The 14,276-nt window shown below is 70.7% G+C and carries 13 protein-coding genes; 3 read left to right on the top strand and 10 right to left on the bottom strand.

Annotated elements, in window-relative coordinates:
• The first annotated feature begins 75 nt into the window (after window positions 1–75).
• Window positions 76–690: a TetR/AcrR family transcriptional regulator gene (locus tag ACFYZB_RS10735; RefSeq protein WP_388756775.1), complete on the top strand. Its 615-nt coding sequence runs from the start codon at window positions 76–78 to the stop codon at window positions 688–690.
• A gap of 88 nt (window positions 691–778) precedes the next feature.
• Here the strand turns inward: ACFYZB_RS10735 and ACFYZB_RS10730 are convergent, their stop codons facing one another.
• Both ACFYZB_RS10730 and ACFYZB_RS10725 read right to left on the bottom strand, forming a co-directional pair.
• Window positions 779–1,564 (bottom strand): SGNH/GDSL hydrolase family protein, encoded by a 786-nt coding sequence (locus ACFYZB_RS10730; protein WP_351212407.1) that lies wholly within the window; start codon window positions 1,562–1,564, stop codon window positions 779–781.
• Between the two features lie 209 nt (window positions 1,565–1,773).
• Complete coding sequence (locus tag ACFYZB_RS10725) at window positions 1,774–3,846, bottom strand: alpha-galactosidase (protein ID WP_388756772.1); 2,073 nt, start codon at window positions 3,844–3,846, stop codon at window positions 1,774–1,776.
• Window positions 3,847–4,019: 173 nt separating this feature from the next.
• Between ACFYZB_RS10725 and ACFYZB_RS10720 the strand changes: the two genes are divergently transcribed.
• The gene (locus ACFYZB_RS10720) at window positions 4,020–4,817 is read left to right on the top strand and encodes a tyrosine-protein phosphatase (RefSeq protein WP_388756769.1); all 798 of its coding nucleotides are present in this window, start codon (window positions 4,020–4,022) and stop codon (window positions 4,815–4,817) included.
• Window positions 4,818–4,879: 62 nt separating this feature from the next.
• Here the strand turns inward: ACFYZB_RS10720 and ACFYZB_RS10715 are convergent, their stop codons facing one another.
• Both ACFYZB_RS10715 and ACFYZB_RS10710 read right to left on the bottom strand, forming a co-directional pair.
• Window positions 4,880–5,002 carry a DUF6126 family protein gene (locus ACFYZB_RS10715; protein ID WP_388756766.1) on the bottom strand — a complete coding sequence of 41 codons (123 nt, stop codon included), beginning with the start codon at window positions 5,000–5,002 and terminating at the stop codon, window positions 4,880–4,882.
• A complete protein-coding gene (locus ACFYZB_RS10710; RefSeq protein ID WP_388756763.1) occupies window positions 4,999–5,622 on the bottom strand; it encodes a helix-turn-helix domain-containing protein in 624 nt (207 codons plus the stop codon). Before ACFYZB_RS10710 ends, ACFYZB_RS10715 begins: the two co-directional genes overlap by 4 nt.
• Window positions 5,623–5,746: 124 nt before the next feature.
• On the opposite strand from ACFYZB_RS10710, the gene ACFYZB_RS10705 reads away from it, so the two are divergent.
• Window positions 5,747–6,034 (top strand): hypothetical protein, encoded by a 288-nt coding sequence (locus ACFYZB_RS10705; protein ID WP_351212202.1) that lies wholly within the window; start codon window positions 5,747–5,749, stop codon window positions 6,032–6,034.
• 17 nt (window positions 6,035–6,051) lie between these two features.
• Here the strand turns inward: ACFYZB_RS10705 and ACFYZB_RS10700 are convergent, their stop codons facing one another.
• Genes ACFYZB_RS10700 through shc form a run of 6 tightly spaced genes read right to left on the bottom strand, consistent with a single transcriptional unit; the run spans window position 6,052 to window position 14,203 of the window.
• The gene (locus tag ACFYZB_RS10700) at window positions 6,052–7,437 is read right to left on the bottom strand and encodes an aspartate aminotransferase family protein (RefSeq protein ID WP_388756759.1); all 1,386 of its coding nucleotides are present in this window, start codon (window positions 7,435–7,437) and stop codon (window positions 6,052–6,054) included.
• The gene (gene dxs / locus ACFYZB_RS10695) at window positions 7,434–9,332 is read right to left on the bottom strand and encodes a 1-deoxy-D-xylulose-5-phosphate synthase (RefSeq protein WP_388756756.1); all 1,899 of its coding nucleotides are present in this window, start codon (window positions 9,330–9,332) and stop codon (window positions 7,434–7,436) included. Before dxs ends, ACFYZB_RS10700 begins: the two co-directional genes overlap by 4 nt.
• Before the next feature lie 39 nt (window positions 9,333–9,371).
• Window positions 9,372–10,499 (bottom strand): flavodoxin-dependent (E)-4-hydroxy-3-methylbut-2-enyl-diphosphate synthase, encoded by a 1,128-nt coding sequence (ispG, locus tag ACFYZB_RS10690; protein WP_351212208.1) that lies wholly within the window; start codon window positions 10,497–10,499, stop codon window positions 9,372–9,374.
• A gap of 4 nt (window positions 10,500–10,503) precedes the next feature.
• The gene (gene hpnH / locus ACFYZB_RS10685; RefSeq protein ID WP_388756752.1) at window positions 10,504–11,529 is read right to left on the bottom strand and encodes an adenosyl-hopene transferase HpnH; all 1,026 of its coding nucleotides are present in this window, start codon (window positions 11,527–11,529) and stop codon (window positions 10,504–10,506) included.
• 5 nt (window positions 11,530–11,534) lie between these two features.
• Window positions 11,535–12,176, bottom strand: a complete 642-nt coding sequence (locus ACFYZB_RS10680; RefSeq protein WP_388756749.1) for a 1-hydroxy-2-methyl-2-butenyl 4-diphosphate reductase — start codon at window positions 12,174–12,176, stop codon at window positions 11,535–11,537.
• Window positions 12,177–12,178: 2 nt separating this feature from the next.
• Window positions 12,179–14,203, bottom strand: a complete 2,025-nt coding sequence (gene shc / locus ACFYZB_RS10675; protein ID WP_388756746.1) for a squalene--hopene cyclase — start codon at window positions 14,201–14,203, stop codon at window positions 12,179–12,181.
• Window positions 14,204–14,276 lie beyond the last annotated feature (73 nt).

Raw genomic sequence — 14,276 nt, 5'->3', positions numbered from 1 at the left:
CTACCGCGGACCCTGACGCAGAGAGGTGCCCACAGGCCGTCGGCGCCTGTCGGGGCGGCTGTGTAGGGTGACGGCGTGGCGAGAGTGCGGTTGAGCGTGGCCGAGCGGCGGGAGGAGCTGCTGCGGGCCGCCATCGGGCAGATCGAGGCGCGGGGCGTGGCGGCGGTCAGGATCGCCGACGTGGCGGCGGCGCTCGGGGTGAGCAACGCGCTGGTGCTGTACCACTTCTCGACAAAGGAGAAGCTGGTCGCCGACGCGTTCGCCTACGCGGCCGAGGAGGATCTCGCGCATCTGCGCAAGCTGCTGGGCCGGCGGACCTCCGCGCTGCGCCGGCTGCGGGCCGCGGTGCGCTGGTACGCGCCGACCGGGCAGGCCAAGGGCTGGCGGCTGTGGATCGAGGGCTGGGCCGTGGCCCTGCGTGAGCCGGCGCTGCGGGAGGTCACCCGCGACCTGGACAAGCAGTGGAAGGCGGCGATCGCCGACGTCATCGCCGAGGGCGTGGCCGGGGGCGAGTTCGCCTGCGCCGACCCGGCCGGCGCCGCGCTGCGGCTGACCGCGCTGCTGGACGGGCTCGCCGTCCAGCTGACGTCATACCCGGGAGCGATGCCGCGCACGCGCGCACAGGAGTGGGCCGACGAGGCACTCGCGCGGGAACTGGGCCTGGACCGGGACGCGTTGACGGAGCGCTAGCTGCCCGGACACCGCCGCGCACGGCCGTGCCCCGCACCTCGGGCCAACCCGGTGCGGGGCACGTCGGCGCAGGGCGTGCCGGTGCGGATCAGGCCACCGAAGCGATGCGCATCTTGATGTCGTCGGGCGACAGGGCGCCCTTCGCCGTCACATGGTCGCCGGAGGACTCGCCGCGCAGCCGGCGGCCGATCCACGGCACGAGGTACTCGCGGGCCCAGTGGACGTCGTCGCGGCGGACCTCCAGGGTGCCGCGGGGCGGCTGGGGCGGCCAGGGCTGCTCCGGGTCGGCCGGGACCTGAAGGCCGAGGGCCTGACCGGCGCGCAGCGCCACGCGTGTGTGCCCCTCGGGCGACAGGTGCAGCCGGTCGCTGTCCCAGGCCCGCCGGTCCTGCACGGACTTCAGGGACCACAGGTCGAGGACGGGGCAGCCGTACCGGTCGGCGATGGCGCGTACGTGCCCGTTGTACGTGGCGATCTTGCCGCGCAGATGCTTGAGCACGGGGACGCCACGGGTGTCGAAGCCGGTCGTCACCATGACCGTGCCGGCCGCCTCGGCCAGCTGGGCCACGGCCCGCTCGAATCGCTCGGCCACCTCGTCCGGGTCGGTGCCGGGCCGGATGATGTCGTTGCCGCCCGCACAGAAGGAGACCAGGTCCGGGGCCAGTTCGACGGCCTGCGGGAGCTGGTCCTGCACTATCTGGTCGAGCAGTTTCCCGCGGACCGCGAGGTTGGTGTACCTGAAGTCACCCTCGGGGCGCCGGTCGGCGAGCAGCACCGCGAACCGGTCGGCCCAGCCGACGAACGCCCCGTCGGGCCCGGGGTCGCCGACGCCCTCGGTGAAGCTGTCCCCCACCGCCACGTACGACCCGATCACTGATGTGTTGTCACTCTTCGAATCGTCTGCCACGTCGGACCATGATTCACCTTCGTATGTGACCTACGCGACCGTAAGGAGGGGTTGACGAACGGTGAGATGTGACACTCTTAAATAATTTGCCAATCCAGGAATAGGGCTGGTCCGGGACGGGTTGAGTGTGCGAATCACGTAGGCGACTCAGCCGGCCGACACGCCGTGCACAAAGCTCAGATGCGGCGCAGCCGGAGAACCGTCGCGTCCAGGTCGCCCTTGAGTCCGCTGCGCAGCCCGTGGTGCAGCAGGACGGCACCTCGGTGCGCTTCACCCGTTTCACGGCATTCGTACGACGCCGCCGGGTCGAGTCCGCGCAGCCGCAGCGCCGGCACCGGCTCGCCGTAGCTCTGCGCCTGGAGCCAGGCGAGGACCACCGTCTCCTCCCCCCGGACGTACTGGACGGCGCTCAGACCGCCGGCCGGGGGCCGCAGCCGGTACAGCTCGCCGTGCTGGACGACCGGGCGGATCTCCTTGTAGAGCTCCACCCACCTCTGGGCCTCGGCCAGCTCCTCATCGGTCCACTCGGTGAGGTCGCCGCCGACGCCGAGCACGCCCGCCATGGCGCTGACGAAGCGGAACCTCAGCGAGCTGACCCGGCCGTTGAGCTGGGTGTTCGGGCTGTCGGTGACCCAGGCGGCCATGACCCGGGCGGGGTGGATCTGGGTGAAGCCGTGCTGGATGGCGAGCCGGTCGAGCGGGTCGGTGTTGTCGGAGGTCCACACCTGGTCGGTGCGGCTCATGACGCCGAGGTCGATCCGTCCGCCGCCGCCCGAGCAGGACTCGAAGGCGACCTGCGGGTGGGCCGCGCGCAGCCGGTCCAGCAGGGCGTAGAAGGCGCGGACGTGGTCCACCCACAGGCGTTGCGGGTACGGCTCACCGGGCCAGCCGGCGTCGGTGAAGCAGCGGTTGAAGTCCCACTTCACATAGTCGATGGGTGCGCTGGAGAGCAGGGTGTCCAACTGCTCCCAGAGGTACTCCTGCACGTCCTCGCGGGCGAGGTTGAGGACGAGCTGGTTGCGCAGTTCCGTCCGCTTGCGTCCCGTCTGGTACTGCACCCAGTCGGGGTGGGCGCGGTACAGGTCGCTGTCCGGGTTCACCATCTCGGGCTCCACCCAGATGCCGAACTGCATGCCCAGGGCGTGGACCTGGTCGGCGAGGGGCTTCAGGCCCTGCGGGAAGCGGTCGGGGTTGGGCGTCCAGTCGCCGAGCCCGGCGCGGTCGCTGGTACGGGCTCCGAACCAGCCGTCGTCCACGACGAAGAGCTCCACGCCGATCCCGGCGGCCCGGCGGGCGAGCGCGAGCTGCTGGTCCTCGGAGATGTCGAAGTTCGTCGCCTCCCAGGAATTGAAGAGCACCGGCCGGTCCCGCTCGGCGTCCGGGATGACATGGGCGCGCTGGTAGGCGTGCCAGGTGCGGCTCGCGCCGCCGAAACCGCCGTCGCTCCACAGACCGGCGAAGACGGGCGTGGTGTACGACTCCCCCGGCTCGAGGAGCAGCAGGCCCGAGTCGTCGTAGCCGGCGCCGCCGGTGATCTGCACGCGCGCGTCCGGGAGCTGGGCGACCGCGATACGCCAGGCGCCCGACCAGCCGAGCGCGCAGCCGTAGACCTCGCCGCGTTCCTCGGTGGCGTCGGTGTCGAGCGCCACCCAGGGCAGATGCTGGTGGCCGGTGTGGCCGCGACGGCTGCCGATGATCTTCTCACCGTAGGTGAGCGGGGCGGTGGTGAGCAGGGACTCGGCGGCCCAGCGGCCGTGCAGCTGGGACAGCCGCCAGCCGTCGCGGTCGGGCAGGGTCCAGGTGGCCGCGTCGGCGCGCAGCAGCTCCACGCGCGTGTGTGTGCCGTTCGTCACAGCGACCCGGCGTTCGACGACGTCACCGCGCATCCGGTAGTGCAGGGTGACGGCGAGGCCGTCGTCGTCGAAGCGCAGCCGCAGCTCGTCGCCGGCCGTCTCGTACGACACGAAACGCCACTCGGTGCCGCGGCGCTCGTCGGTGCGCACCGACAGGGCGGGGCGGACGAAGCGCGGACCGCCCTCGACGGGGTACTCCTCTCGGCCGTCGAGCGGGCACTCGAAGGGCCAGTAGCCGGGCAGCGGGTCCCTGGCGAGGGCCTCGGCGTCCGCGAGGGCGATGCGCGGGCCCCAGTGCAGGTGGAGCAGCTCGTCCGCATCGGTGAGATGCAGGGCGTAACTGCTGGTGGGCCCCGAGAGGAGCCAGGTACGACCGTCTTCGGCGATGTCCACCACGAAATACCTCACAGGTGCCAACAGTTCCGCTCAAGTGCCAACATCATCAGGCGCAGCGGCCCTGGTGACAATGCCTGTGGACAACTCCTTGCCCGAGGAAACCGATGTCGTATGGTCGACGGAGCGCCCGCCGACGAGCCGCGACGGCGGGGCCCGACCGGGAGGAGCCCCCCGTGACGCAGCAGGTCCCGTCGACCGAGCCGGAGCTGGCCGGCGTGCGCAACTTCCGTGACGTGGGCGGGCTGCCGACTACGGACGGACGGCGGGTGCGGCACGGCGTGCTGTTCCGCAGCGGGCACCTGGCGCACGCGACGGAGGAGGACGCGGCCTTCCTGGCCTCCCTGGGGCTGCACACGATCTTCGACTTCCGCAACGCGGCCGACCAGAAGCTGGAGGGCCCGGACGTCGAGCTGCCCGGCGTGCGGAACATGAACCTGCCGCTGAGCGACCCGGCGGACGGCGCCGAGTTCTGGAAGATGGTCCGCGACGGCGACCTCGACCAGCTGCGCGCGATCCTCGACGACGGCAAGGGCGCGGCGCGGATGATCGCCTCGTACCGGACGATCGTCAAGGAGCGCACCGCCGAGCACTCCCGGGTGCTGCGCGCGCTCACCGAGGACAGCGTGCCCGCCCTGATGCACTGCGCGGCGGGCAAGGACCGCGCGGGCATCTCCATAGCCGTGACGCTCCTCGCCCTCGGTGTGGAGCGGGAGGCGATCGTCGCCGACTACCTGGAGTCCAACGCCAAGCACCGGCGCTACAAGGTCCGCCGCAGCGGCAGCGCGGACACCGCGTACACCCCGGAGATCATGGACCTGCTCAGCCCGCTCTTCGACGCCCGCGCCGAGTACCTCCAGGCGGCGTTCGAGACCATCGAGGCCACCTGGGGCGGGGTGGACCCCTACCTGGAACGGGGCCTCGGGCTCAGCCCGGCATCCCGCGACCGGCTGCGCGAGCGCCTGCTGGACTGACCGGTCGCGACCGCCGGCCTGCGGTGGGGACGACTGGTACCGGTAGCCGGCCCCGCCCTCCGTCAGTGCTTCGCCCCCAACGCGAACAACAGGAAGAGGAAGGCCGCCAGGAGGTGGCCCGCGGCGATGTAGATGATCAGGCGGATCCACAGTGAGCGGGGGAACTTCGTCTCGAGGTCACTCATGGCAGCTCTCCGGTCAGCGGTCCCAGGCACAGCGTGGCCGTGGGACTCTGCAGCAGGGTGTGGACGAACAGCAGTTCGACGCCGTCGTGGTCCTCGGCGGCGAGGCGGTGCGGGGTGAGCGAATCGAAGTGCGCGCTGTCCCCGGACGCGAGCAGGTGCGCGGTGTCACCGAGGCGCAGCCGCAGCCGGCCCCGGAGGACGTAGAGCCACTCCTCGCCGGGGTGGACGCGCACGATGTCGCCCTGCGATCCGTACGGCACGCGCACGCGCAGCGCCTGCATGCCGCGGCCCGGCGCCCCGGCCTGGAAGTACGTCCAGCCGCCCGCCCGGGTCGGCTCCATGCCCCCGGCGCGCACGATGGCGTCCCGGTCGGCGACCGTCTCGCCGAGCAGTTCGGAGACGGTCGTACCGTAGATGCGGGCGAGGGCCAGCAGCATCGGCAGCGACGGCTGCCGCTGCCCGGTCTCCAGCCGGGACAGATGGGCCGGTGACAGCCCGGCGGTGCGAGCCGCGGCCTCCAGGGTGAGGGCGGCGCGCCGGCGCAGTGCCCGCAACTGCGGCGCGACGGCGCTCAGCTCGTCACTGGGCCCCACAGGTGGCCCGGCGTCTGAGGCGTTCATGCCTCCATTCAGCCCGATTCTTGCCCTGGCGGCAATTTCATTGCCTTCGAGGCAAAAACAGTTCGATCTTCACCGTGCTACGCTCGCCCATGGAATTGAACACGTTCAAAACCTTGGGGATCAGATGTCCGCACGCACCTCGTCCCACGACGCCGACGCGCCCGCCGCCGCCCTCGGCCCTCTCGCGCTGGTCATGGGGGTCGTGGCCGGGGCGAGCGCGTGGCCCACCCTCACCTTCATGCTGTTTCCCTGGTCGCTCCTCGCCGGCGGGTTCGCGGTCACTTTCGGCGCCATGGGCGTCCACTACGCCGACCGCGGCATCGGCCGGCTGTGGACCTCGGTCGTCGGCATCGTCCTCGGATCCGTCGGACTCGCCGACCTCTTCCTCCTCTTCGTGGCACTCCCCGGCTAGGCCCTGAACCGGCGCGCTCAGCGGCCCGCCACCGCCTGCTTGATCAGGGTCTTTCCGAAGTCCCACATCAGGCCGCCGCCGCTGTGCGCGTCGTCCATCACCGCCGTGAACGCGTCCACGAACCGTTCGACGTCCGTCTCGTCGATGATCAGCGGCGGGATCAGCTTGATGACCTCCAGGTGGTCGCCGGAGACCTGGGTGAGGATCCGGTGCCGTTGCAGCAGCGGTACGACGACCATCTGGGCGAACAGGCCCTTGCGGGCGGCCTGGAGCATGGTCCAGCGGCTGCGCAGCTTCAGCGAGGTGGGCCTGCCGAACTCGATGCCGATCATCAGTCCCCGGCCGCGCACGTCGGCGAGCAGCTCGTACGTGCCGGTCAGCGCGGCCAGCCGGGACTTCAGCAGTTCGCCCGTCCTGCGCACGCCCGCGACGATCTGCTCGTTCTCCATGACCGACAGCACGGCGAGTCCGCACGCCATCGCCTGGGCGCCCGAACCGAAACTCGCCGAGTGGACCAGGACCCGGTCCATGGACGAGTAGACCTTCTTGAAGATCCAGTCCTTGCCGAGGGTGGCGCCGACCGGCACGTACCCGCCGGACAGGGCCTTGGCCACGCACACCAGGTCGGGTTCGACGCCGTCCTCGTGCTGGTAGGCGTAGAAGTCGCCGGTGCGGCCGAGGCCGGTCTGCACCTCGTCGGCGATGAGCAGCGCCCTGTGCTTGTGCAGCAGGTCCTGGGCGGCGCGCAGATAGCCGGGCGGTGCCTCGTGCACCCCCTTGCCCTGGATCGGCTCCACGATCAGGGCGGCCACGTCGCCCTTCAGCAACTCCCGTGCCAAGGCGTCGAGATCTCCGAGCGGTACGGCGGTGTCGGGCAGCAACGGGTCGAAGCCGTCCCGGAAGCCGCTCTCGCCGTTGACCGACAGGGAGCCGGTGGTCAGGCCGTGGAAGGCGTGGTCGCAGTAGAGGATCCGGGGCTTGCCGGTGGCGTACCGGGCGAACTTCAGCGCCGTCTCGACGGCCTCCGTGCCGCTGTTGCCGAAGAACACCCGGTCCAGGTGCGGGCTGTGGGCGAGCAGCCGTTCGGCGAGCAGGCCGGGCAGCGGCTGGCAGTCGAACCGGGTGAGGTCGGCGAGGTCCAGGTCGAGCACGTCGTGCAGTGCCTTGCGGACGACCGGGTGATGGCGGCCGAGGCCCATCACCCCGAACCCGGCGAGCATGTCCAGGTAGTCGTTGCCGTCCGCGTCGAAGAAGTGGGCGCCCTCGGCCCGCTCGTAGACCTTGTCGAAGCCGATGGTGTGCAGCATGCGCGGGAGCTGCGGGTTGAGGTACTTGCTGTGCAGCTCGTAGCGTTCGGCTCCGCGCTCGGCGAGCAGGGCGCCGAGGTCGAACTCCGTGCTCATTCACTCTCCTTGGCTGTGCCGCCGGCGTCCTTGACGGCCAGGCTCCCACTGATCCGCCCGGCGATCTCGACGGGCGTGAGACCGATGTCGGCCAGCACCTCACCGCGCTTGGCGTGGGCGAGGAACTGCTCCGGGATGCCGAAGCGCCGTACCGGCACGTCCACGTCGGCGTCGCCGAGGGCGAGGGCCACGGCCGAACCGACGCCCGCCGAGCGGCTGTTGTCCTCCACCACGGCGACCAGCCGGTGTTCGACGGCGAGGCCCGGCAGCGAGGGGTCGACGGGCTTGACCCACCGTGGGTCCACCACCGTGCAGTTGATGCCGCGCGCCTGCAGCAGGTCGGCGGCCTGCAGGCACACCGTGGCCATCACGCCGACGGCCACCAGCAGCACCTCGGGGCGTTCCGCCCGGTGCAGCACGTCCATGCCGCCGACCCGGTCGACGGCCGGGATGTCCGGGCCCACCGACTCCTTCGGGAAGCGGACCAGGGTCGGCGCGTCGTCCACGGCGACGGCCTCGCGCAGCTGCGCGCGCAGCTGGCCCGCATCGCGCGGGGCGGCGATTCTGAGACCGGGCACGACCTGCAGGACGGACATGTCCCACATGCCGTTGTGGGAGGCCCCGTCGGCGCCGGTGACGCCGGCCCGGTCGAGGACGAAGGTGACCCCGCAGCGGTGCAGGGCGACGTCCATCAGCAGCTGGTCGAAGGCGCGGTTGAGGAAGGTGGCGTAGACGGCGACGACCGGGTGCAGCCCGCCGGTGGCGAGACCGGCCGCGGAGACGGCCGCGTGCTGCTCGGCGATGCCCACGTCCCACACGCGGTCGGGGAAGCGCTCGGCGAACCCGCCGAGACCGACCGGGTGCAGCATGGCCGCGGTGATGGCGACCACGTCGTCCCGTTCCTCGCCGATCCTGACGATCTCGTCGCCGAACACCGAGGTCCAGGAAGGTCCGTTGGACGGTGCGAGCGGCTCGCAGGTCAGCGGGTCCATCACGCCGACGGTGTGGAAGTGGTCCTCCTCGTGGTTGAGCGCGGGCTCGTAGCCGCGGCCCTTCTCGGTGAGGCAGTGGACCAGTACCGGGCCGTGGAACCGTTTCGCCCGGCGCAGCGCCGACTCGACGGCCTTGATGTCGTGGCCGTCGATCGGGCCGACGTACTTCAGGCCCAGGTCCTCGAACATGCCCTGCGGGGCGAAGGCGTCCTTGAAGCCCTTCTTCGCGCCGTGCAGGGACTCGTAGATCGTGGTGCCGACGATCGGGGTGCGCAGCAGCACGTCCTTGCCCCAGGCGAGGACCTTCTCGTAGCTGTCGGTGGTGCGCAGGGTGGCCAGGTGGTTGGCGAGGCCGCCGATGGTCGGGGCGTAGGAGCGTTCGTTGTCGTTGACGACGATGATCAGCGGGCGGTCCTTGGCGGCCGCGATGTTGTTCAGCGCCTCCCAGGCCATGCCGCCGGTCAGCGCGCCGTCGCCGATGACGGCGACCACATGGCCCTTGTCCCCCTGCACCTGGTTGGCCTTGGCCAGGCCGTCGGCCCAGCCGAGCGCGGTGGAGGCGTGGCTGTTCTCGATGACGTCGTGCTCGGACTCCTCGCGTGAGGGGTAGCCGGACAGTCCGCCCTTGCCGCGCAGCTTCGAGAAGTCCTGACGACCTGTCAGCAGCTTGTGGACGTAGGACTGGTGGCCGGTGTCCCACAGGATGCGGTCGGCCGGTGACTCGAAGACCCGGTGGAGCGCGACGGTCAGTTCCACCACCCCCAGATTGGGCCCGAGGTGACCGCCGGTCCTCGATACCGCCTGCACCAGGAACTCGCGTATTTCGTGGGACAGTTCGCCGAGTTCCGCCTCGGACAGCGCCTTCAGGTCGCGTGGTGTCCGGATGGTCTCCAGAATGGTCACGCTGGGCCCCCTCTCGGTCCGTGCCGTGCTGTGCTCAACTCATTCGTCTGCGGGGCTCGTCCGCTCGGCGAGCTTCATGGCCTCATCGATGAGGGTCTCGACGATCTTCGACTCGGGTACGGTCTTGATGACCTCGCCCTTGACGAAGATCTGCCCCTTTCCGTTGCCCGAGGCAACTCCGAGGTCGGCCTCACGGGCCTCGCCCGGACCGTTCACCACACACCCCATCACCGCGACCCTGAGCGGCACTTCCATGCCGTCCAGGCCCGCCGTGACCTCCTCGGCGAGCTTGTACACGTCGACCTGGGCCCGGCCGCAGGACGGACAGGAGACGATCTCCAGCCGCCGCTGCCTGAGCCCCAGCGACTGAAGGATCTGGATGCCGACCTTGACCTCCTCGGCGGGCGGAGCACTGAGCGACACCCGGATGGTGTCGCCGATGCCCCGGCTGAGCAGCGCCCCGAAGGCCACCGCCGACTTGATCGTGCCCTGGAACGCCGGGCCGGCCTCGGTGACCCCCAGGTGCAGGGGGTAGTCGCAGCTCTCGGCGAGCTGCCGGTAGGCCTCGATCATCACGACCGGGTCGTTGTGCTTGACCGAGATCTTGATGTCCCGGAAGTCGTGCTCCTCGAAGAGCGACGCTTCCCAGAGAGCGCTCTCGACCAGCGCCTCCGGCGTCGCCCTGCCGTACTTCTCCAGCAGCCGCCTGTCGAGCGAGCCGGCGTTGACGCCGATCCGGATCGGCGTGCCGTGGTCCTTGGCGGCACGTGCGATCGCCTTGACCTGGTCGTCGAACTTCTTGATGTTGCCCGGGTTCACCCGGACCGCCGCGCAGCCGGCCTCGATGGCCGCGAAGACGTACTTCGGCTGGAAGTGGATGTCCGCGATCACCGGGATCTGCGACTTGCGGGCGATGGTGGCGAGGGCGTCCGCGTCGTCCTGGGTGGGGCAGGCGACGCGGACGATCTGGCAGCCGGAGGCGGTGAGTTCCGCGATCTGCTGCAGGGTGGCGCCGATGTCCGACGTACGGGTCGTGGTCATCGACTGCACCGACACCGGGGCTCCGCCCCCGACCGCCACCGGCCCGACGTGGATCTGCCGCGACTGCCGCCGCGGCGCGACCGGCCGGGCCGGTACCTCGGGAACGCCCAAGGGGACGGCGGTCATGGCCTCAGCCCTGCTTTCCGCTCGACATCGTCTCGCGCGCGGCCCGCAGGGACTCCTTCAGGGAGCCCATCGTGGCGAGCACGGCGGTCGGCTCGTAGCCGCAGTGCGCCATGCAGTTGGCGCAGCGCGGGTCCTTGCCGCGGCCGTACTTGTCCCAGTCGGTGTCCTCGATGAGTTCGCGGTACGTCGACACGTACCCGTCGCTCATCAGATAGCAGGGGCGCTGCCAGCCGAAGAGCGAGTAGCTGGGGATCGCCCAGGCCGTGCAGGGGAAGTCGACCTTGCCCTCGAGGAAGTCCAGGAAGAGCGGACTCTGGTTGAGCCGCCACTTCTTGCGGTTGCCGCCCGCGAACGCCTTCTTGAACAGCTCGCGGGTCTGCTGCACACCGAGGAAGTGCTCCTGGTCGGGGGCCTTCTCGTAGGCGTAGGCCGGCGAGAGCATCATCTCGTCCACCTTCAGGTCGTCGTTGAGGTAGTTCAGCACCTCGACGACGGTCTGCGGGGTGTCGGTGTTGAAGAAGGTGGAGTTGGTGGTCACCCGGAAGCCGCGCCGCTTGGCCTCCTTGATGGCCTCGACCGCCTCGTCGAAGGTGCCCTCCTTCGCCACCGAGGCGTCGTGCCGCTCGCGCAGCCCGTCGATGTGCACGGCCCACGCGAAGTACGGCGAGGGCTTGAACTTGTCCATCTTCTTGCGCATGAGAAGGGCGTTCGTGCACAGGAACACGAACTTCTTCTTCGCCACCAACTGCCGGACGATCTCGTCGATCTGAGGGTGCATCAGCGGCTCGCCACCGGCGATGGACACCATCGGCGCACCGGACTCCAGCACCGCGCCCACGGCCTGGGCGACGGGCATGCGCTGCTTGAGGACGCCTGCCGGATGCTGGATCTTGCCACAGCCCTCGCACTTGAGGTTGCACGCGAACAGCGGCTCCAACTCGACCAGGAGGGCGAACTTGTCCCTCTTCCTGAGCTTCTGTTCGAGCAGGTATGTAGCAACCTTGACGGTCTGACGCAACGGCATGGCCATCTGGCTCACCTCCGGGGGAGCAGCAAAGAACGGTGCCATTCGAAAAATGCGGGAAGAACAGTACGGAGAACACGGAAAGCCGATATTCCACCGCGTACGGTGCCGATCCGGACGAGCTCGTGTTCGGGAGCGTCCACGACCACCCGTACGGCCGCAACCGGGCGCTCACCGCCGCGGACGGCCGCGAGGAGCGTGGCCGCCGACTCCATGTCGACCGCGATCGCGCCGGTCGCGAGCAGGTCGGACCGCTCATGGCCCCGGACGACGTGGTCGGAGCCGGTGAGCGGGCCGGTGTGGACCGTGCGTCCGGGCAGGATGCGCACGAGTTCCTTGACGAGCAGTTCGGTGCCCACGCAGGCGACGGCGCCGCTCGGGTCCCGGGTCTCCTCGGCGACCACCAGGTCACCGGGGTGCATGCCGGGGGCGAGCCCGGCGCAGAAGCCGGTGGCCAGTACGGCGGCCTCGGCGAGCGCCGGCACCGTCAGCCGGCCCGAGATGGAGCGTTTCGCCGCACGGGGACCCATGCCCGTACGGACGAAGCTGACCGGCCCGTCCGCCCCGCTCCTGTCCCCGGTGCGCAGGGCGAGGTGCTCGATGCCGAGCGCGCAGGCGATCAGCAGCGGGGGCGGTGCGGGCTGGGTGCTCAAGGTCAGCTCCCCTTCGCCTCGGGCTGCGGTTTCCGGGCGAGGAGGCCGCGCTCGAAGGGGTCGCCGTGCAGGTAGCGGCCGAGTGCGGTGAGCGGGAAGACCTGCCGGTACAGGTGGTAGTTGATGGAGAAGTCCCAGGGGAAGCCGGTGCCGGTGAAGTACGGCTCGTCCCAGGTGCCGTCCTCCCGCTGGGTGTCCGCCAGCCACCGGATGCCGCGCTCGACGGCCTTGGAGTGCTGCTCCCCCGCCGCGAGCAGCGCCATCAGGGCCCAGGCGGTCTGCGAGGCGGTGGAGGCGCCCCGGCCGCTCCACTCCTTGACGTACTTGTAGGAGCGCAGGTCCTCGCCCCAGCCGCCGTCGTCGTTCTGCACGCTCTCCAGCCAGGCCACCGCCCGCCGGATGGCCGGGTGCGAGCCGGGCAGCCCGGCCGCGGTCAGCGCGGGCACCACCGAGCCGGTGCCGTAGACGTAGTTGACGCCCCAGCGGCCGAACCACGAGCCGTCCGGCTCCTGTTCGGCGAGCAGCCAGTCGATGCCGCGGCGGGTGCGCGGGTCGTGGGCGAGCCCTTCGGCGGCGAGCATCTCCACGACGTGCGCGGTGACGTCGGCCGACGGCGGGTCGATGACCTCGCCGAAGTCGCAGAACGGCAGCCGGTTCGGGAACGGGCTGGTGTTGTCGACGTCGAAGGCGCCCCACGCGCCGTTCCTCGACTGCATCCCGAGGTTCCAGCGCACGGCACGGCCGATCGCGTGGTCCACCCGCTCGGGGTCGTGGTGCCGGACCCGGCGCAGTGCGAGGGCGACCTCGGCGGTGTCGTCGATGTCGGGGTAGTTGTCGTTGTGGAACTCGAACGCCCAGCCGCCCGGCGGCAGCCCCGGCCGCCGTACGGCCCAGTCGCCGGGCCGGACGATCTCCTCGCCGAGCATCCAGTCGGCGGCCTTGACCAGTTGCGGATGGTCGAGGGGCAGACCCGCGTCGACGAGGGCGATGGTGGCGAGGCAGGTGTCCCACACCGGGGACTGGCAGGCCTCGATCATCCGGGCGCCGTCCTCGCGCCAGACGGCGAAACGGTCCAGCGAGGCGAGTCCCTCACGCATCACGGGATGCTGGAGGTCGTAGCCGAGCAGGTGCAGGGCGATGACCGAGTACACGGCCGGGGGCTGGATGCCGCCCCAGCAGCCGTCGTTCTCCTGCCGCTCGATGATCCAGCGGGCCGCCGAGTTCATCGCGGCCCTGCGGAGTCTGCGCACGGCGACCTTGCGGTAGCCGCGGACCACCTTGTCGAGCCGCTGGAACAGGCCGTCCCAGCTCACCACCGGGGCGAGCGGCTGCGGCGGGTTGGGGTTCGCCGGGTCGGTGTGCAGTTCGTCCAGCGGGAACGGCGCCGGGCGTACCGGGCGCTTGGCGGACACGATGGTGAGGGGGACGATCGTCTGCCGCGCCCAGCACCCGAAGTCGTAGATGTTGAGCGGGAACCAGGTGGGGAAGTAGATCAGCTCCGGCGGGAGCTCGGGCAGGTCCTCCCACTTCCACCAGCCGAACAGGGCGAGCCAGATCCGGGTGAAGACACGGGACGCGGCGATGCCGCCGCGCTCGCGGATCCAGGCCGACGCCTTCGCCATGTGCGGCTCGTCGGGCGCGTCGCCGGCCAGGCGCAGGGCGACGTACGCCTCGACGGTGGTGGACAGCTCGCCGGGCCCGCCGTAGAAGGTGGCCCAGGTGCCGTCCTCGCGCTGCTCGCCGCGGATGAACCTGGCGGCGGCCTGGGTGGTGCTCTCGTCGCGGATCCCCAGGAACTGGCGGAGCAGCAGGTCCTCGGCGTCCATGGTGACGTTGGTCTCCAGGTCGCCCTTCCACCAGCCCTGGGCGTCCTGCCGCGCGAGCAGGAAGTCGGTGGCGCGCCGGGCGGCGCCAGCGGCGGCTTCTTGTACCCCGGCCGCCCCGGGAGTGGTGATGGTGGTGTCGCTGGCCGCGGCAGCGCGGGACGGCACAGTCGCCCCGGTGCTTCCGTCGGTCGTCGCTGTCATGGCTTCCCCTTCGTGCAGTCGTGCGAGTCGTGCTGCTGTGGGTCCGCCGTCGGCCGGTGTCCTGATGTCGATC

It is taken from the genome of Streptomyces sp. NPDC001852 (assembly GCF_042891825.1).
Taxonomy (GTDB): Bacteria; Actinomycetota; Actinomycetes; order Streptomycetales; family Streptomycetaceae; genus Streptomyces.
Note: the sequence above shows the minus strand (reverse complement) of the source record. Positions and strands in the feature narration are given on the sequence as shown.

Excerpts from the sequence above, each read along its gene's own strand:
- ispG (WP_351212208.1), bottom strand. The coding sequence starts at position 10,499 with ATGACCGCCGTCCCCTTGGGCGTTCCCGAGGTACCGGCCCGGCCGGTC.
- ACFYZB_RS10705 (WP_351212202.1), top strand. The coding sequence starts at position 5,747 with ATGTCCGCACGCACCTCGTCCCACGACGCCGACGCGCCCGCCGCCGCC.
- shc (WP_388756746.1), bottom strand. The coding sequence starts at position 14,203 with ATGACAGCGACGACCGACGGAAGCACCGGGGCGACTGTGCCGTCCCGC.
- hpnH (WP_388756752.1), bottom strand. The coding sequence starts at position 11,529 with ATGGCCATGCCGTTGCGTCAGACCGTCAAGGTTGCTACATACCTGCTC.
- ACFYZB_RS10700 (WP_388756759.1), bottom strand. The coding sequence starts at position 7,437 with ATGAGCACGGAGTTCGACCTCGGCGCCCTGCTCGCCGAGCGCGGAGCC.
- ACFYZB_RS10710 (WP_388756763.1), bottom strand. The coding sequence starts at position 5,622 with ATGAACGCCTCAGACGCCGGGCCACCTGTGGGGCCCAGTGACGAGCTG.
- ACFYZB_RS10715 (WP_388756766.1), bottom strand. The coding sequence starts at position 5,002 with ATGAGTGACCTCGAGACGAAGTTCCCCCGCTCACTGTGGATCCGCCTG.